Source organism: Parapedobacter pyrenivorans (assembly GCF_014636865.1).
Classification (GTDB): Bacteria; Bacteroidota; Bacteroidia; order Sphingobacteriales; family Sphingobacteriaceae; genus Parapedobacter; species Parapedobacter pyrenivorans.
On the sequence record NZ_BMER01000001.1, the window covers coordinates 1 to 24,851 of the forward strand.

Annotated in this window: 19 protein-coding genes and 1 pseudogene; 4 read left to right on the top strand and 16 right to left on the bottom strand. The window is 49.6% G+C overall.

Annotated features, from left to right (window positions below; translation table 11 throughout):
- Positions 1-3,272: beta strand repeat-containing protein (locus tag IEV98_RS00005; protein ID WP_229738472.1), on the bottom strand; the 3,272-nt coding region annotated here is incomplete at its 3' end.
- Between the two features lie 295 nt (positions 3,273-3,567).
- Positions 3,568-5,268: a tetratricopeptide repeat protein gene (locus IEV98_RS00010; protein ID WP_188503905.1), complete on the bottom strand. Its 1,701-nt coding sequence runs from the start codon at positions 5,266-5,268 to the stop codon at positions 3,568-3,570.
- Between the two features lie 178 nt (positions 5,269-5,446).
- Between IEV98_RS00010 and IEV98_RS00015 the strand changes: the two genes are divergently transcribed.
- Positions 5,447-6,496, top strand: coding sequence for a phosphotriesterase family protein (locus IEV98_RS00015; RefSeq protein WP_229738473.1), 1,050 nt, complete (start codon positions 5,447-5,449; stop codon positions 6,494-6,496).
- Here IEV98_RS00015 and IEV98_RS00020 read toward each other — a convergent pair.
- From IEV98_RS00020 to IEV98_RS00035, 4 genes are all read right to left on the bottom strand, one after another.
- The gene (locus IEV98_RS00020; protein ID WP_188503906.1) at positions 6,472-6,840 is read right to left on the bottom strand and encodes a DoxX family protein; all 369 of its coding nucleotides are present in this window, start codon (positions 6,838-6,840) and stop codon (positions 6,472-6,474) included. The genes IEV98_RS00015 and IEV98_RS00020 overlap by 25 nt on opposite strands.
- A gap of 125 nt (positions 6,841-6,965) precedes the next feature.
- Positions 6,966-7,142 (bottom strand): hypothetical protein, encoded by a 177-nt coding sequence (locus tag IEV98_RS00025; RefSeq protein WP_188503907.1) that lies wholly within the window; start codon positions 7,140-7,142, stop codon positions 6,966-6,968.
- Positions 7,143-7,275: 133 nt separating this feature from the next.
- On the bottom strand, positions 7,276-7,950 hold the full coding sequence (locus IEV98_RS00030; RefSeq protein ID WP_188503908.1) for a DUF6266 family protein: 675 nt from the start codon (positions 7,948-7,950) through the stop codon (positions 7,276-7,278).
- Positions 7,951-8,432: 482 nt separating this feature from the next.
- Positions 8,433-8,744, bottom strand: a complete 312-nt coding sequence (locus IEV98_RS00035) for a helix-turn-helix domain-containing protein (RefSeq protein WP_188503909.1) — start codon at positions 8,742-8,744, stop codon at positions 8,433-8,435.
- 336 nt (positions 8,745-9,080) lie between these two features.
- Between IEV98_RS00035 and IEV98_RS00040 the strand changes: the two genes are divergently transcribed.
- Positions 9,081-9,275 (top strand): hypothetical protein, encoded by a 195-nt coding sequence (locus tag IEV98_RS00040; RefSeq protein WP_188503910.1) that lies wholly within the window; start codon positions 9,081-9,083, stop codon positions 9,273-9,275.
- Here IEV98_RS00040 and IEV98_RS00045 read toward each other — a convergent pair.
- Together IEV98_RS00045 and IEV98_RS00050 are read right to left on the bottom strand one after the other, a co-directional pair.
- Positions 9,255-9,647 carry a type II toxin-antitoxin system VapC family toxin gene (locus tag IEV98_RS00045; protein WP_188503911.1) on the bottom strand — a complete coding sequence of 131 codons (393 nt, stop codon included), beginning with the start codon at positions 9,645-9,647 and terminating at the stop codon, positions 9,255-9,257. The genes IEV98_RS00040 and IEV98_RS00045 overlap by 21 nt on opposite strands.
- Complete coding sequence (locus IEV98_RS00050; protein WP_188503912.1) at positions 9,632-9,868, bottom strand: hypothetical protein; 237 nt, start codon at positions 9,866-9,868, stop codon at positions 9,632-9,634. Before IEV98_RS00050 ends, IEV98_RS00045 begins: the two co-directional genes overlap by 16 nt.
- A gap of 1,075 nt (positions 9,869-10,943) precedes the next feature.
- Here IEV98_RS00050 and IEV98_RS24665 point away from each other — a divergent pair.
- A pseudogene (locus tag IEV98_RS24665) lies at positions 10,944-11,054 on the top strand (ORF6N domain-containing protein); the annotation flags it as partial.
- Positions 11,055-11,142: 88 nt separating this feature from the next.
- Here IEV98_RS24665 and IEV98_RS24360 read toward each other — a convergent pair.
- The 6 genes from IEV98_RS24360 to IEV98_RS00080 all read right to left on the bottom strand — a co-directional run bounded on the left by IEV98_RS24360 (position 11,143) and on the right by IEV98_RS00080 (position 19,614).
- A complete protein-coding gene (locus IEV98_RS24360) occupies positions 11,143-11,316 on the bottom strand; it encodes a hypothetical protein (protein WP_229738474.1) in 174 nt (57 codons plus the stop codon).
- Positions 11,317-11,454: 138 nt separating this feature from the next.
- Positions 11,455-11,670, bottom strand: coding sequence for a hypothetical protein (locus IEV98_RS00060; protein ID WP_188503913.1), 216 nt, complete (start codon positions 11,668-11,670; stop codon positions 11,455-11,457).
- 106 nt (positions 11,671-11,776) lie between these two features.
- On the bottom strand, positions 11,777-13,096 hold the full coding sequence (locus tag IEV98_RS00065; protein ID WP_188503914.1) for a hypothetical protein: 1,320 nt from the start codon (positions 13,094-13,096) through the stop codon (positions 11,777-11,779).
- Between the two features lie 221 nt (positions 13,097-13,317).
- Positions 13,318-15,576, bottom strand: coding sequence for a TlpA family protein disulfide reductase (locus IEV98_RS00070; RefSeq protein WP_188503915.1), 2,259 nt, complete (start codon positions 15,574-15,576; stop codon positions 13,318-13,320).
- Positions 15,577-15,689: 113 nt separating this feature from the next.
- The gene (locus IEV98_RS00075; protein ID WP_188503916.1) at positions 15,690-17,603 is read right to left on the bottom strand and encodes a DUF3857 domain-containing transglutaminase family protein; all 1,914 of its coding nucleotides are present in this window, start codon (positions 17,601-17,603) and stop codon (positions 15,690-15,692) included.
- Position 17,604: 1 nt separating this feature from the next.
- Positions 17,605-19,614, bottom strand: a complete 2,010-nt coding sequence (locus IEV98_RS00080; protein ID WP_188503917.1) for a DUF3858 domain-containing protein — start codon at positions 19,612-19,614, stop codon at positions 17,605-17,607.
- A 332-nt stretch (positions 19,615-19,946) separates the two neighbouring features.
- On the opposite strand from IEV98_RS00080, the gene IEV98_RS00085 reads away from it, so the two are divergent.
- On the top strand, positions 19,947-21,158 hold the full coding sequence (locus tag IEV98_RS00085) for a glycoside hydrolase family 76 protein (protein WP_188503918.1): 1,212 nt from the start codon (positions 19,947-19,949) through the stop codon (positions 21,156-21,158).
- Positions 21,159-21,383: 225 nt separating this feature from the next.
- On the opposite strand, the gene IEV98_RS00090 is transcribed toward IEV98_RS00085, so the two are convergent.
- A complete protein-coding gene (locus IEV98_RS00090) occupies positions 21,384-22,592 on the bottom strand; it encodes an AGE family epimerase/isomerase (protein WP_188503919.1) in 1,209 nt (402 codons plus the stop codon).
- Positions 22,593-22,687: 95 nt separating this feature from the next.
- A complete protein-coding gene (locus IEV98_RS00095; RefSeq protein ID WP_229738475.1) occupies positions 22,688-24,841 on the bottom strand; it encodes a hypothetical protein in 2,154 nt (717 codons plus the stop codon).
- Positions 24,842-24,851 lie beyond the last annotated feature (10 nt).

Genomic DNA, 24,851 nt, shown 5'->3' on the forward strand with positions numbered 1-24,851 from the left:
GGTACGTCCTCATTCACTGCGATGGTGGCCGGTGCAGTTACCACAGGTGCATCGTTCACCGCGGTAACCTGCAGCGTAACCGTTTCACTTGCAGACTGGGCTCCACCTGTTCCCGTATTGCCGTTGTCGTTTATATCCACGGTCAGCGTGACATCGCCGATCGCATTCAGCGCAGTGGTGTAGGTCACGTTGCTTGCCGCGATATAAGCATTGATATTGGCGATTGTTCCCGTCAATGTCAGCGCACTGGCGGTCCCGCCAACGATAACACCGCCTCCGCCGGTTGCTGACGGCGTGCCGCTCGGAACGGAAAATGTCACGGTTATCGTCCCTGATCCCGCATCCACATCGGCAAAGCTGATGCCCGTAAGCACCGCCGGTACGTCCTCGGTTACTGCAATCGTGGCCGGTGCCGTTATCACAGGCGCATCATTCACTGCGGTGACCGTGACACTGATGGTGCCATCGGCGGGCCCCGTACCCGCGACATCGCGAACGCTGGTGGTTATCGTAAAGTTCTGGTCGTAGTCGATTGAAGGCGTGAAGGCCACCGCTGCCAGTGCCGCATTCACGTCGGCCACCGAACCGGTTACCGTCCATACACCGGTGCCGGTGTTGAAGGTCGAAGTAGCCGACCCATAGGTTCCCGTGCTTAACGTGCCGGCGGCAGCGTCGCTCAATGTCAATGTCGCGGGAACTGTCTCTCCCGCATCGGGGTCGGTCACCACGATGTCGTCCAATGCGATGGTGCCACTGTCTTCTATGGTGGACTTGGTTTGCGTCATGTTTGTCGCCGTGGGCGGGTCGGCCACCGGATTGACAGTAAGCGACACCGTGACCATAGCGGTCGAAAACGGCGTGGTACCGCCGCTACCCACCACCGCAATATTTGCCTGTCCGCCATTTGAACCCGCACTTCTATCCCACGCCCGGATCGTCAGGGCTGAAGCAAGCGTCCCGTTCCAGTTCGCACCGGGCTGGAAATGGATACGGGCAGCGGCGTCCGCTGCCAGCAACCGTGCAGTGGTTGCAGCGGGCGTTCCCAACACGCTCCAGCTATCGCCACCGTCGGTCGAGAACCACCAGGAGCCATTTGCCGCATCTGCGGCCACAATGGCAATTCCTTGCAGTGCGTCCGTATCCGGATCGCTGATGCCGCCGACCAGTGTCGATACCAACGTACCGGATACCACGCCATTAACCGGACTGCCTGCATCCTCATCGATGGCGTCCAAGGCCAGGGTAACCGCTGGATTGATGACCGGCGCATCATTCACCGCGGTAACCGTGACACTGATCGTGCCATCGGCAGGCCCCGTACCCGCGGCATCGCGGATGCGTGTGGAAATCGAAAAATTCTGGTCATGATTAGCCGACGGTGTAAAAGCCACCGCAGCCAATGCCGCATTGACGTCGGCTACCGAGCCGGTCACCGTCCATACCCCGGCGCCGGCGTTGAAGGTCGACGTGGCAGAGCCGTAGGTACCCGTGCTCAACGTGCCCGCGGCAGGAACACTCAATGTCAATATCGCTGTAATCGTTTCACTCGCATCGGGGTCGGTCACCACGATGTCGTCCAATGCCATGGCACTGCCGCCTTCCGTGGCGGTCTTCGCCTGCGTCAGGTTGGTTGCCGTTGGCACGTCGTTTACCGCCGTAATGCTGATGGTCACGGTAGCATGTTCTGTCAATCCCTGTGTATTGGTGGCCGATACGGCCACCGCACGCGCGGTGGTTTCCGGAGCCTCACTTGCGTTGCCGTACACCATGGCCCGCAATACTCCTTGATATACTGTCGGTGAAGCCGTGCCGGATACTTCAAAGGTTCGGGCACCCGAGTTGTAACCGCCAGCCAATCCCAGGGAGGCAAGTGAACTGCTGCCGTTCAGCGCTTCATCATATTCGATGGTTTCATCGCTCCCATTGGGTGCGGCATCCAACACCAGCGCCATACCAGTGATGTCCTCGCCGTCCGTGAGCGTCGTACCGGCAGCAACGATACGCACAGCGGCACCATTCTCCGTAAAATTCATGGGACCACCGATATTGGTTAGGGTAGGCGGTTCCAAAACCGTAAATTCGTAGGTAGCCGAGCAATTGACATTATCTGTCACGGTTACCGTATAAGTACCGGCAGTCAGTCCCGTGGCCGTGGCCGCCGTACCCCCCTCAGGGCTCCACAAATAGGTATATGGCATAATCCCCCCTGAAGGCGCCACCGTAGCCGTTCCATCATTGCCGCCGCCTGTTGTCACATCCGTCTGCGAACCCGATACGGAAATGGCAATGACCGTCAAGGTAGCGGGATTGGAAGTCGCGAAGCCACTCGCATTGATTGCCCTGCAGCGGTACTGGTAGCCATTCATCGTAGCCGTAGCCCCGGTAAAAGTCAGTGTTGCGGAGTTTACCCCACTGTAAACCCCTCCTTCAGCCAAATCCGTAAATCCTGCCCCACTGTTTTCCTGCCATTGGTAGGATGTAGCATTGGCAGCGGTCACTGGAAACGTTGTATTTCCGCCGTTGCATATCGTTCTATTGGGTGGGTGGTTCGTGACTATCGGCGAAGGCAGCGGCACATCAGCGATCTGAATGTTATTGATGGAATGGTTTGATTTGGACTGATCATCCAAATGCCCACCGGCAAAGATATAAATGCGAACTTCATCCACGTTGTCAAAACCACTGTGCAATGTAACCTCAATAGGGTCATAGTTTGCATCGTAACCTTCGAAATTGTAGAATACAGTCTCTACATTGTTCCGAAATCCTCTTACAGTGATGGTCGTAGATTCCGTTTCCCCCCAATTATAATAGGTAAACCCATTGATCTGAAACTCGCTGCCATCCCTTGATTTGATCGCCATGCCCTTCGTCCCATTATTGAAGGTTTCGCCGTCATCGTAGGTTAGCCCGCTATAGGTCGGGTCAGCAGAAGCCATGAAGCCATTATCGCGCCATTCAATGCGCCCCGCATCTGTTCCATTCACATTGCTGATATTGAAGATATCGATATCAATCCCCGGCAAGTCCAGCGACCCGCCTTCGCCGTCGGTAGCAATACCATCGGCAAGCCCCGTGTTGTCGCTAAACGTCAGCGTTCCATCGGCTATGCGGCCACCCCAGTTACCATACGCTGAAGACTCGTCGAAATTTTCAGGTGCAGTGGCATACGAAGCCGTCCATCCAGCAACTAAGCAAGAGAATAAAATGAGAGAAAATACACGAAGTGCAAAAGCACGCATGTGCGCAAAAGTGGTAGCAGTTAAGTTCATCGGTTTGAGTGGATTCTGTTTATAATTTTCCCTATAGTCCAAAATGTAGCAAAAACTACTGCGTTTCTATTTTTTGCATTTCCCGTTCGATGCTATTCAAATTGCGTCGGTAATGCAGGTATACCCACACCACCAAAACCAATAATAGCACCGCCAACAGCAGCAAAAAGCCGGGATATTTAAATTTAACACACATAGATAGTATTGCGCAGCAAACATAACTGCATATCGCTAAAAAGCGGCCTTTTCAGGCGTTACAACTGGCGTTACAATCGATTTAAACTGGGAAAAGGGGTCAGAGACCTGCCAAATGATCGCTAAAGATCTTTTTTGGCTGGTGGGCCGCAGAGAGGCCGATTTTTTTGCGCAGGCGGTGCCACGTAACGCGCAACGATGCCGGCGAGATGCCCAGCGCATTGGCAATTTCGGGATTCGACAATTCCAGCCGCAGCAACAACAGGTAGCGGACTTCGGAAGTGGTAAGGTCGGGGTGCCGCTCCATGAGTCTGTCCGTGAAACCGGGGTACACTTTCTGAAACTGCTCCCTGAAATCAATCCAGTCACTATCGGTGAGAATGGTACTGTTGCGGAGCTGTTGGAGGATACGGTCGTCGTCGTCAAACTCCGCGGCCTCCTCTATGGACCGAATAATGCGCGAGTTGTTCAGGATTTTACGGGTATATCCTTCAAGCAGCAGCTGCGCATTATCCAGTTCCCCACGGGTACGTTCGAGCTCCAGCTCCTGAACCCGATGTTGGGCGCGGTTTCGGGATACTATTGTACGGTATATTGCCAACACACCTATTAGCGCAACCAGCAGCCCCCCAATGATGGTATTACGGAACAAGCGCTGCCGCGCTGCCTTTGTCTGCAATTGCCGTAATGCCACCTCCTGTTGACCCACCATAATCTCTTGATTGGCGCGCATCAATTTCAGCGCGTTGAATTTTTCGCCAAAACGTTTATTGGCCACCAATGCCGAATCGAGGTAAGCCGCAGCCTTTTCTCGTTGGCCGGACGCGGTATGCCATTTGCTCATCACCGGATACAACAGCCGGAGCCGGTCGGTTTGCAGCGACCGTTGGATGTAATCGTATGCCTTATCGATATGCACCTTGGCTTTGGCAAGGCGACCGCGACGCGTATAGACATCAGCCAAGAGAATGGCCGACCCTGCCGCCAACCCCAGATCGTTATATTTTTCTGCAATACGGATATCTTTTTCACACAACGGGATGGCGTCATCGTAGTCGCCGCGCAAGTAATAATTGTAACCAAGATTACCTGATGCGATGCCCACCCATTGTTCTGATATACCAGCTTCCTGCTTAATAAGCCGCTGAAAACAAGTATCTGACTGATCCAACCGGTCCAGTTCGCGATAGGTCAATCCCATGGTGTTGACCGCGTGCCGCCACCGATTGCGATAGAAATCACGGATGGGCAGGTTAACCACCTGTTCGAAATAAGGAAGGGCCTTTTCGTAGTCACCGAAGCGGTAATGTGCTCTCCCGATCTCTTCCAGGTAGTTGGCCTTGTCCGGGAAATCCGCCACATCTATATCCTGCATCATTCGGTCTAAACGAAGGTACCACCGGAACCCCTGTTCATACTGCTCCGCTGCCCAATAATGCTGGCCTATCCGCCAAGCCGCCCGGCAGGCGATATGGGAAACGCTCGCCTCTTCCGCCTCTTTCAACGTATGCAGCAACCTATCCGGTTTGCCCGAACCGATGTTGAGCTCGAAATCAGCTTCCAGTAGATCGGCTTCCAGGCGCAGTTCCTTACTGTCCAACCGATCGGCCAGCCTCCGCATACCGGCAAGCGTGTCGGCCAGCTGCGCCGCGGGCATCCGTTCCTCGATGACCTGTCGATACAGGCGATCAATCACATCCAGTTGCTGGCTGTACGGTTTGCCCACCAACTCCCGGTATTGCGCATGGATGATTGTGTGGCAGAAAAGTAAAAAGAAAAGAGAGACGGTTATCGATCTCATTACGACGCAAAAGTAGCGATTGTTTTTTAATCCACTACTGCATTTCAGCAGTGGCCGCCGCCGAACCCATATCTATAATAGCCCCGCATCACGCCCAAGCCAATAGCTAACCCATAAAATCCGGTTTGCAAAAGTTGTCGATTTGTAGCACCTTCGTATTACACCATGCATAGACGCCATGAAGCGACGCACGTTCATTCACACCGGGATGCTGGCTGCGGCTCCAATCGCCGGCCTTGACCACCTCGCGTGGTTGCTTCCGGCCGACCATATCATCACCGTTAACGGAGCCGTGCCGTGCGGCAAACTCGGTTTTGTCTTATCACACGAGCACATCCTGGTCGATTTCATTGGTGCGGACCAAGTCAGCCCCAAGCGCTACGGCCAAGACGAGGTGTTTACCACCATGCTCCCTTATCTCGAAGATGCCCGTCACCGCGGCGCACGGGCCTTTGTAGACTGTACACCCGAATGGCTTGGCCGCGATATCCAGTTGCTCAGGCGGCTGGCCGATGCATCCGGCTTGCACATCGTCACCAACACCGGGTACTACGGCGCTGCCGGCGAGAAATACCTCCCGCCCCATGCGTATACCGAAACGGCCGAGCAGCTCGCCGAGCGGTGGATTGCTGAATGGCAGCACGGTATCGGCGGTACCGGCATCAAGCCCGGCTTCGTCAAAACGGGGGTAGACCGCTACCCGCTCTCAGCCGTACAGCGTAAGCTGGTACGCGCCGCTGCACTTACCCACCTGCAGACCGGGCTGACCATCTTCGTTCATACGGGCGATGGCCAAGCCGCCCTCGAAGAGCTGGCCATCATAACCGACACCGGTGCGGCACCCGATGCTTGGGTGTGGACCCATGCACAAAGTGAGCCGGATAGGGCGCTGCATATCCAAGCGGCCAAGGCCGGGGGGTGGGTGGCATTCGATGGCCTGTACCCGCGATTGGCAGACCGTTACGTGGCTTTCCTGCAAGACATGAAGGCGCAGCACTTGTTGCACCGCGTCCTCATCTCGCACGATGCGGGGTGGTATGAAGTCGGCAAGCCGAATGGTGGTAACATCCGCCCTTATGTCTCCATCTTCGAAGACCTCATCCCCGCGTTGAAAAAGGCTGGGTTCACCGCGGCCGAGCGGCGCCAGGTATTCGAAACAAACCCCGCCGAAGCGCTAGCCGTTAGGATTCGGAAAGCCGGTACTTACCAGGCGCTTAGCTTCCGGTAGAAAATATAGGATAAGATACCCAGTGTGAAAGCGACAACCATAAAAATGACCATCTGCGGGATGAATCCGTAAGTCATGATCTGGGAATACTCAGCGCCCACCAGGTCAAAAAACAATCCTGCATAGGCCCATTCCTTTACCCGTTTGAGGCCGGGTATCAGGATCGCGATGCACCCCAGCACTTTGGCCACGCCGATGAACGGCGTGAAATACGGCGGGTAGCCCAGTTCGGCCATTACTTTCCGCACATTGTCTGTGATGAAGATATCGGGAATCGCCGTAAACAGCATCAAAGCCACAAACAGTACCGTAAATACCCAGTAGCATATCGTTGTCTTTTTCATCGTTTACCGTTGTTTTTCAATTTATTACACGGCAAATATACCATTTGACTTTCATAAGCAAAGCAGGTGAGATACGCCAAAATGAAGGGGTATCCGCGACAACCGTGCGGACCCCCGCTAAAAATTTACCTGCTCCGGCGAGTGAGCCGCTGCAGCAGTAGCGATACCGCAAAGCTCACCACGGCACCGATGGCAGCCAATACCGCCGTTTTCAGCATGTCGTACATGCCCAGCTGGGCAATCACGCTTAGCAACGTACCACTCCCGGTACCGATGCCGAGCTGGAGGTTAGTCGTTTTCATCGTCGTATAACGTCGGCTTTTCCGCTTCGGGAAGCTCGACTGTGTTTTTTTCGTTTTGCATTTTCCAACTGTTATTGATTGAACAAAAAGCCGCGGGGCTTTCCCGCCCCGCGGCATTGAACCCAACCTCCGGTTATGGCCCCGGCTCGGGTTCGTCCGCAGCCACCACTACCGTGCCCAGGTAGAGGCTGTTGCACGCAATGCCACCCGTCTTGCTCACCATCCCCAGGTACACGTGCACCTCATCACCGGCGAAATAATCCGGCAACTCCAGCAGCAGCTCCTCATCGAGGCGCTTGGCACTACCGATATCGTACTGGTACTCCGCCTTGGCGGCGTTGTACGCCACCACGATGGCCTGGTCGCTGTGATCCGATTTGGTGCGCGGTTTCGTGTTGTCTATCCACGACACGCGCAGCACCTGCCCCGGCAATGCTTCCGCCGAAGGGTTGAACGGCCGCACCAGGTCGCCCGCGCTGATGCGCACCAGCGCCGGGTCTACCGACACGTCGGGGTGCTCGCCGATAATGGCCTCCTTGTAGATCTGCCGCACGGCCAGGTTGTAGCCCGTAAGCTTCTGCTTGGCCAGCTTGCCGTAGCCAACGTTGAATACGTAGCTGATCGGCTTGGCGAATACCACCGCAGCGGCGAACCGTACGCGGTGCATCAGCTGCTCTTCGGTGACCGGCCTGCCCTTGTTTACCCGTGGCAGGCTGCGCATGTAATCGATGCCGCGCCAGTGGGCGCCCACCACGTTTCCTACTTTTCCCGAGAATCCGCCGTGGATTCCCCTGTTAAAACTTCCCATAATACTTCTTAATTAATATTTTCAATACTGTGCCTGCTGCCGGAATCGGCGGGGCAGCTGGCGTTCGTTACTCCGTTTTCGTACCGGTACAGTGCCGTTTCCGGAGGCAAACATCGGGTGGGAAAAGCGTGGAAAAACCCTGGTGGCAACCATTGGCCGCGGCTGGCCGAAAACGGCCGGAAGCAGCCGCGTGCGACCAGATCTGTATCACCTAATAAGCATCCCGCTATACCTTCCCTACCCTTCGTTTACCCATTCGCTACCTTTCCCCTACCCCTTTGGTAAAGATTTGGTAAGGAAATGGTAAGGATTTGGTAAAGAATAGGTAAGGAAAAGGTAAGCAACTGGTAAGGCGGAGGTAAGGAAAGGGTAAGCCAGTAGTAAGTGAAGACTAAGCAGAAGGTAAGCATTTGGTAGGCATCAGGTATAAAAAAAGCCTGCCACCCATACGGTGCGGCAGGCTTCTCTCATTCCGGCAGCGATCAACTGCTGCCACTGCCCCTACCCGACTCGATGATATCGCTCATCAGGTAGTAGCGCATGCCGCCGATCTTGAGCGGCCGCAGGATACCTTGCTCGTTGTAGCGCCGCAGCGTGCGGATGCTGATGCGCAGCATCATGGTGACCTCTTCGGGCAGCAACAGCCCGTGCCGATGGGCCGGGTTGCCCAAGCCGGCAAGCAGCCGTTTGAGCAGCTCGGCGAGCAGGTTGAGCAGTGGAAGCACGGCTTCCATTACGGTGTTTTCCTTTTTAGGATACGAGAGATAAGGATTTGACTGCATAAAGACCTCCATTTTTTGAGTTAAAAAAACATGTTAAACATCATAAAGCAAACATAACACGGCCAAAATCGAAAAACTAGTCCACTGGAACGATTGACGGGGTTCTGACGGGGTTCCATCGGAAAATTGACGGGAGTGTGAAGGGGATGACGGGAATCTATTCACCTAGACCTCCGATATGAGTTACGCAAACGTTCCACATCGCTATCCAAGAAATATCTTTTGCCCTTGGTCCGTTTAGCTACCGTGATCTCACCGCGTCGCTGGCAGCGAAGCAATGTGCTTTCGCTGATGCACACGCGATTGCGCGTATATTTCGCATTGCGGTAAACCGGGTCGGGGTCAGGGATGTTAGTCGTACCGGTAGCTGTAGGTATCGATTCACCCGATGTGCCCAACGCATACCCGTACCGTGAAACACCTTACATTGAGAGCAAGGATGAAGAGAAAGTGCTGGACGGGGTGTTGGGAGATATCGTTAGGGATAATAGGCTAAGACAAAGTGACACACGCTTTGAGGTGTCAAATTTGAACAATAGCTAAGTCCTTGATTCGTTCGAAATGTTTTAGGTTCAATGTAGCTAGCGGCAGATTATGAGCCTTTGCCGTAGCCGCTATGAAAATATCAGGCACTTCGATAAGTTTATTGGAAGATTTGAGTTGTTTTGTAATTGAAACAGCCCAATCATTTACTGACTTGTTAAACGGAAGAATGGTGACCTTATCAAAGAACTTTTTCCAAAATTCTTCTTGGTCTGTCTTAGTACCAACCATGATTTCATATTCCGTAACTATCGAAACTGAAAATAGCTTGAAACGATTAGTTAATTGAAAAAAGGCACTTTTCCTTTTATCTTTTTTCCGGTAATAATCAATCAGTATAGAGGTGTCTAGACAAACTACTGTTGTCTCCATGTGCTGAAGTGTTTTCTATTTTCCTTGAATTGCGCATACTGTTCAGCATCCATTACTGGGCCACCGAGAAGGTAATTCTGGAAATCCGACAATTCCTCGCTAGCCTTTGCATTGATATATCCCTCATCCAGCGCTGACTTCAATTGCTTGATTTTGGCTGCAGGCAATTTCTTGATTGTAGCTAACAATTGCTCAAATCTGATGTCTACCGTTACTTCCATATCTACTTCATTCTTACTTTTTCAAAGATAATAAAAAATCAATTAAAGAAATTGCTATCCCTCCTCCCTCCTGATTGTAGGATTTAAATTCCTCTATGTGTATATGTCTCTCGCTCAAATCACCCAGACTTAGCTCTATATTGCCACTTACCATCAGCACTCCTCCATTTGTTTAGCTCTAACTGTTCCTCGTCAGACGACTACTTTACAACAGAAAGCGTCGTTTTGAAGTCTGACCATATTTGTTCAGCTCTCGTTCTTAAAAATCAAAGGCGAAACAAATCTTAAAATTAAAACGTATCCGAATACCGCAATAATTCCCAAGAGACTCGATATAAGAAACGGAGCATCCAAGTACCGATACAAATACCCCAATTTATATGTTACAAATTTTGATAGTTCGAATAGGAAATATACGATTATCCAAAGCTTTAAAAAAGAAGATTGGCTATAACGCTCTTTAGAAAGATACTTCATGTTACAGAAACTGATCGATCCAATAAGCACAATAAAACATATAATCTTATATAGCACGTGATCCAATAACGTAACAGCGGCTAATTGAAACAGCATAAAAAATCCGACATTACATAAAATTAGCCTAATCGTATTCATTTTTCAATATTTGACTTTGACAGTTACCTTCGGTTGTCTAAAAGTGTGACGATGAATATGTGTAATTCCCCGGACTGCATCAATACAGCCTGCACTTCCGGGATAAAATCCTCCATGCAAATCAACAAAGATTCGACGAAAAAAAGTCGGGATTGATATTAAAACGAAACCTGTAACCAGTGGCAAGTGAACGCATCTACCAAAAAAGGTGAGTTAAAGAATAAGATGGAAGAAACTAACGCCGCGGAGACTTTGAGCCTTGAGTAACCAGCATATCATATTGGATAAATTCTGTAACAGCTGTTGCAGAATTGTCTGCGGGAAATGCCAAGCTGAAGAGTATTGCCGCATTGTATATATTATCTCCCCTATCCAATTGCCCTTTTCTGAGTAAGGTACCTTTGAACCATCTGTCCGTTATTTTCCCCATACTCCAAACTCCGTAGCCTAAAGCCCAAAAATAGCGGCAGATGAGTTACAAAACTGGAGATCACAATTTGTGACCTCCAGTTCTGATAAGCAAGGTTTAAGGTATACGCATTTCTGCTTCACGGAACAAGGGGTAGCGATGCTGTCGAGTGTACTTAATAGCAAACAGGCATATACATCAATATCGACGTTTGTGATGCTGTCAATCAATGGATTACGAACCCATAGTTTCACACCATGGATTTGTACACCCCGATGGCCAACGAAATCAAGCCAAGAAGGACAAAGAACAGCCAATATTTTTTCAAAGGTTTCCAACCATCCTCCCCAGAAGAATGTTTTGTCATAATCCCCAAAGCAATAATCGCTAATGATGAGAGTATCGCCAAAAATCCGTTATCCATGACACTAAACTTTATATGGGTAGCGATCTAAGAATAAACACTATTTTTACTTGCTCAAAGAACGTCTAACCCATCAAAGATATGCAAAAATGAACTGGCCAAAGCCTTCGAATACATCTCTTTGGAATCTCCAAATTGTCACCATTTCTTGATTTGGGCTTTTAGATCGATTGCCGTGATATACTCGCCCTTCTCGATTTCAGTGTCACCCGCTTCCAAATCTTGATTATATTCTTCAAGCGTTTGACGTTTTTCAACCGTGTGGAAGTTGATTCCCATCAACTTCAGCGTGTTCAACAACCACTCCTTTTTGGGAGTGTCCTTGATGTTATCAATATCAATAATCAATTCCATTTATCACCGCTTTACTTTTCAAAGTTAGCTTTTTTACTATAAATTATAACGATCTTTGTATCTGGAAAAAGTTCAAAAAATTAGTAAACCCGGACGGCTGAATAGCTCATTTCTTCATGTCATCAAACCTCCAAACGCTATGTTCGTTTTTTGGATTGTGACAGCTGACATTCTGCTGGCCATAGGTGAAATACTTGCCAATAAGACTATACAATTCCGGATCATATAGTTTTAATTCCGCATTTGTGTTGACATGATTGTGAATTCCGTCCCCAGTCTCAGCGTTCTTGTTGACATCAAACCAGCTCTGTACACCCTCTGCAAAATACTCTTGAGGACTTGATATGGCGTAGGTGTTGTGCCAAAGTCCATTTTTCAATGCTTGATTATAGGCGCTATGGAGCTCCTCGTTGAATTTGCTATCGATAAATGAAATGCCTAACATATGTACGGCATGTGCGAACTCATGTATTAGTATATCTTCTCCCCAATAGCGATCCGTATCCAGGCACAGAATATTTTCTTCCCCACAGCTTGTTAGCGGGAAATTCGTCCACCCTCCCATTCCCCGCGCTCGCTCGTTAATTGATTGATCAAATCCCTTATACTCCGGCAAATCCGTCATTTGCTCGTTCCTGCCGATGATGGCTATTCGGGCATTGTTATCAATTAATTTAACCTTAAGAAGCGGATTTTTTTTTAGCATCATGAAGACAATTTCCCGGGCTTTGTAGAATGCTTCATCGCTTACGTCTTCAGAGCCCAGGATAGGCAGTCCAGATGCATTTAGGTATTTTTTGTAATGCGGATTGAAGCCAAATTCTCTTGGGGGGTAAGTTATTAGCGAAGTGGCATCGTTTAATAAGATATCCGATTTAATAACATGTCCGAAGTCGTCAATGAACTTTTTTAGCTCATGGGACTCGCTGTGAGATTCCGCATTTATGCCGATAAATGAGGAAATATCCTGACCATCAATGAGCAGCTCTAATTGGTCGGCCCAGAGCTGACCATCCCCGATCAGGTAAACGGCAATGTCAATGGAAGTAGCTGAATCAGGTAACGGCATTGAAATGGAATATTTACCCCAAGGTTTGGTACCGTGAAGATTATCCGTTATCATTTCGTCGCCAGCTATTAGGCCATGCTTTCCATTGATTGTAACAGAGAACCCCGCTCTTCCCCTAATGTTGCTTAATTTTAAGTACCCGGTCAGTTGAACTTCTTTTCCCCCATTAATTGGTTCCATTCGATTTCCGACCAAAGCGATGGAGTCCTTCTCGGACCTTCCATGGATGGATTGAATGGATAGGGAAGCCTCGCCCTCGTATTTTTCATCCAGATCAATTTTAATATCATGGCCTTCCCCGTAGGTTTTCCATAAGGCAGGTGTCTGTCTGTTATCAGCCATACGCTCAAAATCCATATTTAAATGAACACGCGCTTTTTGGGTTTGAGACGCACAAGAATGCGTCCATATAATTAGGAGGAAAAGTAATTTTCTCACGTGGTATAACTATATTTTGTGTTGTTTTTAAGTATTATATTATATCCTTTTTATTGACATTCATGAATGTAATTATCTTCTACTTCAGAAAACAAAAACTCATGCGGAGAAGAGTGGGAAAGAAGTAATGTGCTCCTATTTTAAATTGCTGTCGATTGCTCAGTGGGAAGCGAAAGCTGGTTTCTGTGTGTGTCGAGGATTTTCTTTAGTTCGGATTCGAATCTGTGCATGGGAAAATCATCATTCAATACTCGCCCCTCCGGATCGATGACGATATAGCGGGGTATTCCATTAAACTTAAACAATTGCCGCAGCAAGCGAAAATCGTCTGATGATAGGCGATGGGTATACGCTAACTCCTGATCTGCAATGAAATCGTCATATGGTGTTTGAGGGGATTCCCGTTCGGAGGTGATAAATACAAATTCGAAGTCAGGATTATCGTAGTATTTTTCCCTCGTTTCTTTATGCCGCTTGATAGACGCGACGCATGGGCCGCAGTTTGTTGCCCAGAAATCAACAAATACAAACTTCCCTTTGTGTGGATCGATGAGCTGTTTGAACACATCTGCTCCCCGTTCAGCTGGAAGTTCGTAGGCTTGCTTTGGCTGATCGGGATAGGCTGCATGAAAAAGCCGCTCGGCCTCAGCTAAAAGAAACGGATGACTGATCCCTTTTTCAAGGCCGGTGAGAAAAACGCGGGCATCGTCTTTCTTGGATGAAAACTGGTTCTGGAATTCACCATTTACGGATCTGACCTTCGCCACTTCATAGGCAAAACTAAGAGGCAAGCCTAATTCGCTTTGCAACAGGGAATCTTTTATTTGCCAGTGGGCCAAGGCTCGATCCGCAGCACTCATCGGCTCTTTATGGTATTTTTGGAGATACTGTCGCCATTCCTCGCTGTACCGGCTGTAAAAAGCTGTCACTGCCGCCTCAAAGTGCTTGCGCCATTGCTGTTGATCAGCCCCTGTGTCAGCCGTATGAATTAGTCGACGGGGAACATCCTGCTGCATGGTTAAGAATTTTTGATCATCTTCATGCGGTTCTAGGCCAAGCTCCTCAAACAGGAATTCTTCGAACGATTTCTGGGGCTTATCCATCCTATCCACAATTTGGAATGCCGTACCGAAAGGCTTACAATATTCAAAACGGTTGATAAAAACGGAAAACGCATGCGCAGCGACGATGCTGGGCTCATCCAGCGGCAGCCTATCCAGAAAATCAAGATAATCGGCTCCGGCCGGCACTTTTAATACGTCGTTCGCACTATCTTGCTGGGCATAATAGCCTCTGTTCATCAAAAAATCAAACAGATAACTACCGTGAGACAGGGCAAGCTCCTGACGCAATAACTGCTCCGTTTGCGGTAACAGGCCGGCTTGCGCCAATTGCTTTTCCAATGACGACGTGGCGTCTTCCCAAACGGCCAGCTGTTCCCGTTTGAAGTCGGCCGGGGTCATGCGCTTTTGCTTTTGCTCCAGGACGAAGGGATCAGGGAGCTGTATTTCCGTATGAAGGAGTTCATCATTGATCCGCGCGGAAGGCCCACCGAATGTTACTTTATTGAATTTAAACCGGATATTCCGCTTGCGGTCCGCTTCCAGAAACTCATCCCAATCCAACACCATGGAGAGGGTCTGGCCGGGCTCGATATAAAACGGAATTACTCTATTTTCAAAAGCAACGTATGTATACTGGGGATGCGGCATTGGAATATATGCTTCAAACCGCCCATCCTCGTAGATATCCACTACTATAGGATAGCTTTCTCGCGTTATTGCATTTTCCGCATAAATCATTCCCGTTGAAAAGCCCGCACGGGGGTCGTACCCGTTCAAGTAGCCGACCAACCGTGCAGTATCACGTGTAAAGAAAGCGGGTGTTCCAAAAGCTATCGATTGCTTGACCTTGCTTTCGGCTATTGCCTTGTCCAACCACTGCTTTACTTGAGTGGGAATTTCCTTGGCTGGCTCACTGGCTGCCTGCTGATGCATCATCGATAAGCCGAAAATAGTCGCTTTGCCGTCTGGCGCGAAATCAACCTGCTCGACCTCATCCGGTAAAGGAGGGAATATCAATACGACAGCGGAATCACCGGAAGCAGGCATCGTGATGCGTTCATCGATAGTGCCGCCTACCATATTGCCGATAAAAAGCGTATCATTGGTACCCGACGGTTTGATGAATGTTTGTTTTGAAAAATTGATCCACCAACCGGGTATGAAGGTGCATAGCACGTGTAACCGCGTTTCGGATGCAGTAGTCTCGATTTTATTTATCTGATACAGTCCCGATGAGTTGAACTCATAGGCCGGGCTATTAATGACCCGTTGCTGCGAAAACAGCGTATTGGCAACGCTAAGGGCTAATAGGGTTAGAATTCCAATAATTTTCATAATTTGGCTAAATTGTCTGAAAGGTTCTAAGTTAACGAAAAAAACAAACACTCGCTAACTGACAAGCGCTCCGGAATATCGTTATGGCCATGGAGGCGAACGTCAAACACCTTTCAAATGTCTTTATCGCCTGATGAAGTGGTCAGCACCGCTTTCTGTTTGTCTGCTTGGTAAACTTGTTTACAGAATTCCACATAGTCACCGTACCGCCCGGCTGCAAAGCGTCTGCTGTTCATCTGTTGCTTGCGGTGGTAGGTGATGGTATTCCCTGTGTAGGTAAACGTAGCGGAATAGGTTCCAAAATCCGTCGTTATGGCTACAGCCGCTGGCAGGTGCGCAACCTGATAACCGGATGGCAGTTCGTATACAACCTCATCTTCATCCGTATACTGGAATTCCAATTTGAAGTCTGTTTTCCGGTTTGGCAGTGTGGTAGGAATGTGCTCCCGCCGGTTTAACAGGTTGAGCGTAAGGAAGAGCCTGTCGCCGCCTTTACTGATCAATTGATTGGAGGTGAGATTGATTTCTTCAGTAATCACCGGTTTCTGTTTATCGGCCTGTACATAGCGGTATTCACCTAGCGACATACCCGGTATGCCAAGGCCTTCTACCATCCGCTTGCGTTGCTCAACAGGCTCTGTAAGCATCATGCCCAGCGCCCCTTCAAACTGCGCATGGCCGTACGCCGTGGTAATGTGCACGGTGGCCCCAGTCTGCTCATCAAGCCGCACTTGGATGTGCCTTCGTTGGAAATTATCCTCGGCGGTATATTCCGGCGTTGCGGCAAGCTCCCCGCCTCCAGCCGTGACCAACAGAACCGGCCGGCCGGCATTGCTGCTTCCAACATAACCCATCGGATAATGCGGGCTGGTGCACTCTAAAAAAAGTGTATCGTTGGCAGTGGGCACACAAAGGATCATGTGGTTTGCCTGGCCGACACTGGCATACCGTGGATTGAGGCCGGGCCGCCCGCTGGCAATCATGACCAAATGGGATTCAATACCTGCTTGCTGCAACATGCCTTTCATGTAGTTGGATAGCCCCTTGCAGTCGCCGTATCCTACTTGGGCAACCTTTTCGGCGGCAATAGGTCTAAACCCACCGATACCTAACTGGACACTTACATAACGCGTGTTTTCCTGCAGGTAGTCGTATAGCCGCATAATTTTGTCGCGATCTGTCGGCGCATCCTTGATTAATGCCTGTATCCGTGCCTTATCGGCAGGCGAGAGTACGTCCGTTCCTTCACTCAGCGAGTAGGCCCATGCTCCGAGTTCGTTCCAATTGCCCATCCTGCCTGTCGATTTGTCGTATTCGAATGCGGTGGGCGATAACGTGACCCAAGGCACCAAGTTGTCTAAGCCCGCGGACAACGGTTCGTGTGCAAACGCCGGTAATTGTGTGGATGACCATGTCAGGACCTTTTTTCCGTTCACAATCGCGGAATCACTAACTGCCACGTTTGCCTGCAATTGCTTAAAGGCATATGATGGATCACAACGCAACGTGAAGGTGGACGCCTCAACGGCCATCTCGAAACTGGAGATGGGACGCCACGATGGCAAGGTGAGAAACCCGTCAAATTCCTGCACATAACTGTATTCGATGGTGTACGGATAGTTCGTGCTCAGGAACCGGAGGTACTTGACCCGCGTATCTTCATAGATTGAGTAGTCAGCTACCAAGCTTTGGTCTTCAATATCGGCCTTCTTATACTTCCGGACAGGGGATCCGGCGGCATCGTACAACGTGGCTTTGATATCCGAAACCGGTGAGAACCGGTCGTACACCACCGCCATCTCCGCGTGCCGATCGCCTGCCTTATTCAGCACCGTGAGCACTAACTTATAAACAAGCCGCCCCTTCTTTAGTCCCTCCACCTCAAACACTTGGTTTTCTTGCCTTACCACTACTGCTGCGTCTTTCCGCAGCATTTCGGGTATTGAACTGACATCATAGGACTGTGCACCGGCTATACCAATGGCACAGACCATCACGGCGATTAACGACCAAAGTTGATTTCTCATGCTAGTTTTTCTTGAAAACGATCTGTTCGGCCTGACGTTCCACTACAATTTTAAATAATTCGCGCAGCTCGTGGTATTCCTCAGGCGTATATACCGGTTTGGTGAGGCTGATTGTACTCATCACCAATAATTGCTTGCCTTCGCCAATGAGGCTGATGCGGAAACTGCCGCGCTCCTCCGGCAAGACGTATAAGACGCCCTTCGGCAACTGCTCTACGGCATAGTTCTCCGGGAAATTAACCAGCATACGGTACGTCTCCTTCATCGGGTACCCCATATCCACCGGAAAATTACGCGCCTCATGTTTGAAGGGATTTTCTTTGGTACGTTCAAAAAGCAAGGGGGAGAAATAAACAAGGTCGCCGGATTCTTCTACATGATCTTCAATGACGATATCCATGGATTCGATAAACGGCAGGTTTAACGTGTCTAAATTTTTAAAGCTACAGGATGATACCGTGAGACCGGGCTTATCCTCGCAATAGTCTTTGATGTAGTCGGTATCGCCATTAAACAGACGGTAACCACTACGCCTGCGCCAGCCTTCATAGCCTAAGGTAGAATAGACCAACTTGCCATGCAAGGTATTATCCTCTTCTAATGACAATATGTAATTGTACCGGCTCTCCCCGGAAAAGGTGGGCGATGTCGATATCCACTGTCCTTCTTCGTGCGCGAGGTCACATAGGAAACCCTGGCGGGAAAGATTCGAAAAAGTGAGCATTCCCATAGGCAGGTCTAGATCGGTCGCATCAAGCAAATATGAAGTATCACCTACTAGGGCAAGCGCTACGACATTATTGAACTTGGAAATGATGGGATATCCGGGATGGGCTCCGTTAGATCGCGTGCTCACCAATACCGGATAGGCTGAAATCCCTGCTTCCTGCAATAGGCCGACCAATGCAAGGTTGATGTCGGCCGAATTGCCTGTTTTTTTCTCAAATAGTTGTTTTGGGTTGGTGTAGGTGGTGTAGCGCCAATACGATTTATCCCACTTTACCTGGGATTGAACAAAATGATAAATGCGCTCAACGGCTGCCAGGGTGTCGCCATCGTTTAAGCGTAGCAGATCCGGTGTCAACGAACGGATATAACCGCGCTTGGCCATGTATTTGCCAAAATTTTCGTCGGCCTTCAACGCTTGGATGATTTTGGGCCATGTGCCTGTATAATCACGGTACATATCGTTGGGGAAATGTGTACCCTGTAATTCGAATTCAACTTGCGCCCGGTAATCATCAAGCGTGGTTACGAAGGGTTCATCTTTTAGTGCGGGTATATTTTCGGCCACGAAGCGCGTATTTTGCGCCATGGAGCTTACCCCTGGCACATAGGTGGCATTGACAGTGGTAGTAGGCCCGCGCTTGACCAGTTCCTCGCCATTGAGATTCACTTTGTACTGGAAAAACTCGGGTATGGAAACGGTATATTCCGACCACAAGGCGGGTAAATCGCTTTGGAATCGCCATCCGCGTAACGTGAAAATCAGATCTGACTCGATTCGGTAAAAAAACTCGACGATTGACCCTTCCTTTACATTGGGTAAAGCCATCTTCCGCAATACAAAATCCTTATCGAATGTCTCGGAAAACTCCGCGTCTTTTTTCGGTTTGGTTACGACGACTTTATCGCCCACCAAATTATAGGTAGCTCCTTGCATGGAGCTGATCCGCTCTTTACCGGAGCTTGAACTTCCCTTGAATACTGGCACTTCGAGATTCCCCAGATCGAGCCCGTTCTTGTTTAGCACCTTATAACGTACATGACGCTCGAATACATAAACAAACCCGTTATTGTCAAGCCGGAAATCGCAGGATCCCACATCAAATAACGTTAGCCCGGTAGCCCCGGTATCTGCGGCAAAAGGGATAAGGGCAAATTCCGAAGGCTGTACCTTACCGAATTTAAATTCGCGTTTCATGCCGTCCTTGTCCTGTGCATTGGCAGGTAGTACAACTAGGAAAAAAATGCACATCGCACCTAGGTTGAGGAGTGTTTTAGGTATCATAACTGGTTAATGTTTTAACAAATATACTTCAAACTTTCTTGAAAAACCAAAAACCCGATTTTTTCCAGGTCACCCGCATTTATTTTTAAGGATGGCATTAAAGTTTGCATTGAATAGAAGGAAAATCTGACTACCTATCTGACCACCCGAGGTAACCTTGAAAATCGTAACTTGAATACGGTCGCTACAGGCATGGATAATCTTGAGCGTTCCGCGTCCCCATGCGTCGGCACGGTATACGGATTCACCTTGATTGCTGAACGCGGCTAACACTTCGTGTCGGTGACAGTAGCACAATTTGAGTAACTTTGCCGAAATCATAATCTAAGAAAATGAAAAAAGTTTTATTTGTTGCCTGTACGTTGAGTTTTTGTATTTCCCTGCAAGGAAAAACAAACAGTAACGGTGTGATTAGTACAGAAAAAGATGCCGCATTCTGGAGCCGGATGGCTGACGGCATGACCCAAGCCCTGATCAAGCATTTCTGGGGAGCAAATTTCGAAGGGCACCCGGAACGATATTATTTTAATTACGGAAGCGACCTGTCCAATATGACTACCAATCACTATTGGCCGCAGGCCCATGCCATGGATGTTATTGTAGACGCTTATAGTCGGACATCTGAAAAGCAATACCTTAATTTCTATCCTTTGTGGTGGAAAGGGGCTCCTGCCTACAATTTTTCGGGGAAAGAAATTGATCCCTGGTGGAATGAGTTTGTCGACGATATGGAATGGATGGCGCTCACCCAACTACGCATGTTTGAAACAACCCAGCGTGAAGAATATTTCCTGAAAGCCAAACAACTATACAACGATTGGATATGGCCGACTTGGGGCCCCGAGAAGGAAGAACCCTGGAAAGGTGGCATCACCTGGAAAACAGATGTCAAGAAATCAAAAAATGCCTGTTCCAACGGACCGGCCGCCATTATCGCTGCACGGATCTATACGATGTACGACGAGATTATCGAACCCGGGAAGAAACCCAAGCAAGCTTACCTGGATGAAGCGATCAAAATCTACACGTGGTTAAGGGATCATCTATACGACCCCGCTACAGGAAAGGTGTTTGATAATATGAATGCAAAAGGGGATATCAGCCCTGCGGTTTATACGTATAATGTGGGAACATTCCTCGGTGCCGCGCATGAACTGTACAAAATTACCGGGGACAAACAATATTTATCAGAGGCAATCAAGGCAGCGAATTATGCCATCGACAAAATGTCTACCAATCAGGGTGTCTTAAGCGATGCAACCACCGGGGACGGGGGATTATTCCACGGCATATTCTTCCGGTACTTTGTCAAGCTGATCAATGATCCTGATCTGGATGATGCTACACGAAAGAAATTCCATGATTATATTACCCATTGTGCAACCGTTATGGCGGAACATGGCGTAAACCAGGAAACGATGCTTTATGCCGGCACTTGGTGGCAGGCTCCTGTTTCTACAAAGGATGTATCCCTTACCCCGCATCTTTCCGGTTGTATGTTAATGGAGGCCATGTGCATTTTGGAGCCGCTGCCTTCAAAATAAAAACGCTCAATGTGAAAGTCTGTCTCGAAAAGACCGGCCAAAAACAAAGCCCCGAAACGGGGAGAATTAAATAGACAATGATCACCAAAAAGAAACCCGTTACCTTTCAGGTAACGGGAATCCGCCCCAATGGGATTAGGGGCTATCAACCTAAACCTATCCTAGTAACGGGAAAGCGAAACGTTTATTTCGTCAGTGTCCAAATTTTTCCCGAAGTTTCCCTACTTATACGTTGCGACCGGACAACCGGTCTTTTTCAAACTGATCAATCATCCACCAACAAAACCACTCTTGCCTGGGCAAGTGGAATGGCCCCTTAAACAAATTCCCTTTGGCAGACTGCGCGGGTGTCCCGTCGCGGTGCAGATAACCGAACCATTCGCCGTCTGATTTGTCGTGAAAATGGGCGTATGCATATTGATGCACCTGTTCGTGCATCTTTGCATATTTTTCATCCTTCGTCAGCAAATAGGCAAGTAAGGCGGCTATTATCAGCTCGTTATGCGGCCACCAAAATTTCATGTCGTGGTAATATTCCTGCACGGGCTTATTGAAAACATCCTTGAAATAATAAATGCCTCCGTACTCCTTATCCCAGGCACGCTCCCACATATAGTCTATTATGCGGGTACCAAGGTGGATCAGCCGCTTGTCATTACCCAGATGCCTTGCTTGATTCAGTATGAACCAAGCAGCCTCGATGGCATGGCCGGGCAAAAAGGTGCGACCGTCGATGTGGTCAATGATACGCCCATCTGGTGCTACCTGTTCCATTACGCAGCGAAGGTCGTCTTTAACGAAGTCCCGTTCGATTTCGTCAATCCATTTCATAATATACATATCGCATCTTGGATCCCCTATCGTGTCGCGCAACTGCTGTGCTGTATTGATAAGGATCATCGGTACGCCAATTCCTTTTGCCGGCCTTACACTTGTAAATTTCGGCTCCAACAAACCGGGATTTTGGGCATACTCGATACATTTGCCGAAAAGATCGCGCGCCTTCTGGCCAATCCGGGTATCCCCGCTGGCCTTGGCATAGGCGGCGTACCCGATCACTGCAAATGTTTCTGAGAAAAAATAACGCCGCTTTCTGATGGGCCTTCCATCACGGGTAAGGTGGAAAAACATCCGACCATCCACGTCAAAACCGTGTTTTTCAAGGAAATCAACCCCCTTTTTCGCTCCCGCTAGCCATTCACCCTTCTTTTCTACGGTGTTGTATAAGGTAGCCAGCAACCAGGCAAACCGGCCTTGTATCCATACCGCTTTATCGTCGTCTATCAACGAGCCGTCGCGATCGCGCATGAGTAGGTAGCCGCCATGGATGTCATCGATGGAGCGTGGAAACCAGAAGGGCAGCGTATCCTCCAATAATTGCCGTTGGTAGAAAGTTTTTAGGTTGGAAAGTTCAAGTGCGGTATATCCTGACATTTTACGAGTTTTTTTGTTCCATTATTGTTTGGCAGTGACATAGCAGCCTACGCTATGAGTATACGGACTGCCCGGTCTGTAAGTTAACATGCAAATTATTGGCGCATCATCTGATCAATAATCGCTTTTCCATTATCCGATACGGCAGGACGTTGCGCGATGTCCCACAGCGATTCGTCGCGCTCAAGCTGGGCTTGGGTCGTTACGATCCAGCTCTGAATCCAACCGGTGAGTGTACACCATGCGCCCCAGCCCCAATCCGAATTGGAGGCCCAATAGTCCCACCGGCTATAATCGAATGCACGGAACCAGGCCCCGTCGAGATCGGGGTGACGGTCGCTCTTCACCTGTATACGCAGCAGGAAGTCAGCAAGCTTGGCCGTGGCTTCCGCATAGCGCTCGTTGCCAGTTGCCTTGGCGGCTTCATTCATGCCAAACACGACAAAATTGCACGTGTAAAGCATACAGGCGATATCTTCTCCATTCTTAAAAATGAGTGAGCTTTCGTCCGTGCCGTAGTCTTCGTTTTTGGTCAGCATTCTAAAGTGGCCCTTTCCTTTGCCAATCTCTTCCTGCAGTGCACCACTTTCGTCTTGATAACGTAACACTTCCTGGAACATATGATCAAGCCATTCCCGGTGTTCATCCGTATCCGCTACGCGCACGAGCCATGCCAGCGGCAATAGCATCCGGACCCGTTGGGTTTGCATACTACTGCCCCATAGCCACTGTTCTGGATAGGCCTTCATGGTTGCGCTTATGGCGGCTTTGGTGCGGGTTAATAGCGGTTCATAGCCGGTATGGGCGTACAACCACAGGTAACAGGCCCACATCCACGACTCGAAATGGGGCTGCAGATATGTGAGATCGCGATTATGATAATACGGCCATCCGTTTTTGATGATGTCTTCCTCACTTAGTCGCTCTCCACGGAAACCTTGCTTGCCCGTTGTACGGAAATTGGCCATGATGGCCTCGGTAATCTCTTGATTCCACTTGTCGGTATTTAAATAAGATGAGGCCGCAATCATACCCAATATAGCGCGCGCATTGTCGTCCCCGTAAAATACGCCTGGATGCGTGGTAGACCAGCCGATATGGCCATAGGCCGCACTTTGTGGATTGGCCTTCTCTCCGGCCCGCATGTTGGAGGTACTAAACACGTAATCGATGAGGTTCGTAGCGTATTGGCTATAGCGATCATTATCGAGAACACTACCGGCTGCCGCCAAGGCCATGGCTGCCTCGCCCTGTACATCGGCACGCATCCAATATCGGTAATCCTGCGATCCATCTTCACGGATAATGGATGCGTGCCCTTCCAGGATACCCATGCTGCCGTCCCCGTTCGGTGCATCTTCTGGTAGGGGCGGTCCGAACGGTTCGGTACCGTCCCCTTGATACTTGAGCCAATGGGATTCCCAACTCGGGTGTACAAAAAAGTGGCCTTTCCAAAACCAGTCTACACCCCGTCGTATACTATGTATGCGAGCCGTGTCGGGCAACTGGTCGGTGCGCGAATAGGCTGGCCGTACATCGATTGGCCACTCGCTGAAAGCAAATGCGGGCTCATCGAGCAGGTGCGACATCATACCGGTCCACAATTGCCTGATCGACGCCGCCGGGCCGTATCTGCCGGTGATGAAATGGCTTAATCCGGTCGTTGCCACCATTACACCGCTTTCTTCAAACAGAACGGGGTAAGTTTTCGTATTTGCCAGACCGAATTCGGCGTGGTCCATGCCCACTACGCGGGCGAGTACGACAGAAGGGTTATCCGCTTCGACCGCCAGCACATGGCTCCCGTGGATACCGATGATGGCTCCTGTATCGAGTTGATTGCCGAAAATCGGCGCAGTGATGACACCTCTTTCTAACTGCGTGCTTGTGGCCGTATCGGGAATCGATAGGCCTGCGAACGTGCTGGGGTATTCTACAAATACCCGTAATTGTTTCTGCTGGATCTTGGTCAATAATTCACCGGTGATCTCGAGTGTCGGATCTAACGCCGGATAGGTGCGGGCGAGCAGCAAGACGGAACTCCCTTCCGGAGCGCTTTCAATGGCGTCGGCAGGGGTTTCGCTGGGTTGGATGGCTACGCCCGATGAACGGAGTACTTGCAACAAATCTCCTTGTTCGTCACCATAGTACCAAACCGCTGCGCGTTCATTTTGGCAACCTGAAAATGCAGAAACCATCAGTACGGCCAGTAGGAGGCCGGTGAGGTAATTGAATGTCATTTTTTTCATTGTCGTGTTT

What these genes read in the sequence shown, in the direction of transcription:
- IEV98_RS00010 (WP_188503905.1), bottom strand. Translation starts at nt 5,268, where the DNA reads ATGAGATCGATAACCGTCTCTCTTTTCTTTTTACTTTTCTGCCACACA.
- IEV98_RS00015 (WP_229738473.1), top strand. Translation starts at nt 5,447, where the DNA reads ATGAAGCGACGCACGTTCATTCACACCGGGATGCTGGCTGCGGCTCCA.
- IEV98_RS00020 (WP_188503906.1), bottom strand. Translation starts at nt 6,840, where the DNA reads ATGAAAAAGACAACGATATGCTACTGGGTATTTACGGTACTGTTTGTG.
- IEV98_RS00025 (WP_188503907.1), bottom strand. Translation starts at nt 7,142, where the DNA reads ATGAAAACGACTAACCTCCAGCTCGGCATCGGTACCGGGAGTGGTACG.
- IEV98_RS00030 (WP_188503908.1), bottom strand. Translation starts at nt 7,950, where the DNA reads ATGGGAAGTTTTAACAGGGGAATCCACGGCGGATTCTCGGGAAAAGTA.
- IEV98_RS00035 (WP_188503909.1), bottom strand. Translation starts at nt 8,744, where the DNA reads ATGGAGGTCTTTATGCAGTCAAATCCTTATCTCTCGTATCCTAAAAAG.
- IEV98_RS00040 (WP_188503910.1), top strand. Translation starts at nt 9,081, where the DNA reads ATGTTAGTCGTACCGGTAGCTGTAGGTATCGATTCACCCGATGTGCCC.
- IEV98_RS00045 (WP_188503911.1), bottom strand. Translation starts at nt 9,647, where the DNA reads ATGGAGACAACAGTAGTTTGTCTAGACACCTCTATACTGATTGATTAT.
- IEV98_RS00050 (WP_188503912.1), bottom strand. Translation starts at nt 9,868, where the DNA reads ATGGAAGTAACGGTAGACATCAGATTTGAGCAATTGTTAGCTACAATC.
- IEV98_RS24360 (WP_229738474.1), bottom strand. Translation starts at nt 11,316, where the DNA reads ATGGATAACGGATTTTTGGCGATACTCTCATCATTAGCGATTATTGCT.
- IEV98_RS00060 (WP_188503913.1), bottom strand. Translation starts at nt 11,670, where the DNA reads ATGGAATTGATTATTGATATTGATAACATCAAGGACACTCCCAAAAAG.
- IEV98_RS00065 (WP_188503914.1), bottom strand. Translation starts at nt 13,096, where the DNA reads ATGGATTTTGAGCGTATGGCTGATAACAGACAGACACCTGCCTTATGG.
- IEV98_RS00070 (WP_188503915.1), bottom strand. Translation starts at nt 15,576, where the DNA reads ATGAAAATTATTGGAATTCTAACCCTATTAGCCCTTAGCGTTGCCAAT.
- IEV98_RS00075 (WP_188503916.1), bottom strand. Translation starts at nt 17,603, where the DNA reads ATGAGAAATCAACTTTGGTCGTTAATCGCCGTGATGGTCTGTGCCATT.
- IEV98_RS00080 (WP_188503917.1), bottom strand. Translation starts at nt 19,614, where the DNA reads ATGATACCTAAAACACTCCTCAACCTAGGTGCGATGTGCATTTTTTTC.
- IEV98_RS00085 (WP_188503918.1), top strand. Translation starts at nt 19,947, where the DNA reads ATGAAAAAAGTTTTATTTGTTGCCTGTACGTTGAGTTTTTGTATTTCC.
- IEV98_RS00090 (WP_188503919.1), bottom strand. Translation starts at nt 22,592, where the DNA reads ATGTCAGGATATACCGCACTTGAACTTTCCAACCTAAAAACTTTCTAC.
- IEV98_RS00095 (WP_229738475.1), bottom strand. Translation starts at nt 24,841, where the DNA reads ATGAAAAAAATGACATTCAATTACCTCACCGGCCTCCTACTGGCCGTA.